Annotated in this window: 1 protein-coding gene and 1 pseudogene; both read left to right on the top strand. The window is 39.5% G+C overall.

Annotation, left to right across the window (positions count from 1 at the left end):
• A partial coding sequence (locus JCM10596_RS22750) for a Mu transposase domain-containing protein (protein ID WP_034682175.1) occupies window positions 1-616 on the top strand: 616 nt, incomplete at its 5' end.
• Window positions 616-1,205 (top strand): annotated as a pseudogene (locus JCM10596_RS27165) (ATP-binding protein); the annotation flags it as partial. The gene JCM10596_RS22750 and the pseudogene JCM10596_RS27165, both read left to right, overlap by 1 nt.

A 1,205-nucleotide genomic window follows, 5' to 3' on the forward strand; every position in this document is an offset into this window, starting at 1 on the left:
TACCAATAACCAAAGTATAACAAGAAGTGTAAGCAAGGACAACACAATCCGTTACAAATCAAACCGTTATTCCGTCCCACTGGGGACTTATCAATCAATGAGTGAGAATCTTGTATGGATTGAAGCGACAGGCGAAGAGCAAAAGACGCTCGTCATCCGCAGAGAAGCAAATGGTGAGGTAATTGCCGAGCATCTTATTAGCTCAGAAAAAGGGAAACTCATTCAAAACCGTCATCATACTCGTGAACGCTCCAAAGGGGTTGAAGAGCTTAAGCAACGTATTATCTCTTATTTTGAAAATCAGACTCAAGCAGCTGCTTATTTGGATGAGATCAGTCAAAGATACCCGAGGTATCGTCGAGACCAGTTTGCAATCATCTACAAGGTGATTCAACAGTATCCCGCATTAATTAATACTGTGATGACTAAGTGCATGACAGAGAAACTATACAATGCGAATGATTTTCGGGATATTACTCATCACCTTGATACATTGCGTGATGAACCAGTTATAAAGGAACAATCCTTTAATGCCAATCTAGCAAAACACCCTCATATTAAGGCCTCTACTCGTTCTTTAAATGCGTATACTAGCATTTTAGGAGGTCGAACATAATGAAAAAGACAGTGCATGAATTACAGGACCAATTTCGTCAGTTACGTTTATCAGAGGCTGTGGAGGAGCTGCCACAGCTTCTTCGCGAAGCTGAAAAGGCATCATGAATCTACTTGGAATTCTTAGAATCTATCACAAAATATGAATTAGCAAAACGTGAAGCAAAGAGCCTTGAAAAAAGAATGAAATGGGCACGCTTCCCTTTCGTGAAGTCATTAGATGAGTTTGAACTTGAAGGTCAAAACGTTCTAACAGCCGTCAGCTTTCTCAGCTTCGAGAATTGAGTTGGTTAGAGCAACAATACAATACAATTTAATTCTTCTAGGTCCCCCTGGAATCGGAAAAAATATATTGCAATTGGTCTGGGACTCGAAGCCGTTCATAGAGGATTCAATGTTTACTTCGCTACAATGGGTGAGCTTGTGCAGCTTTTAAAGACAGAAGAATACCTGAATAAATCTAAAGTCCAACTCAAACGGATTAGAAATGCCGATCTTGTGATTATCGATGATTTGATGTACATGGCGATGGATCAGAGAGAAGCAAACTTATTTTTCCATTTAATCAATCACTTATATGAACGAAGTTC

It is taken from the genome of Caldalkalibacillus mannanilyticus JCM 10596, assembly GCF_000615945.1.
Taxonomy (GTDB): Bacteria; Bacillota; Bacilli; order Caldalkalibacillales; family JCM-10596; genus Bacillus_AT; species Bacillus_AT mannanilyticus.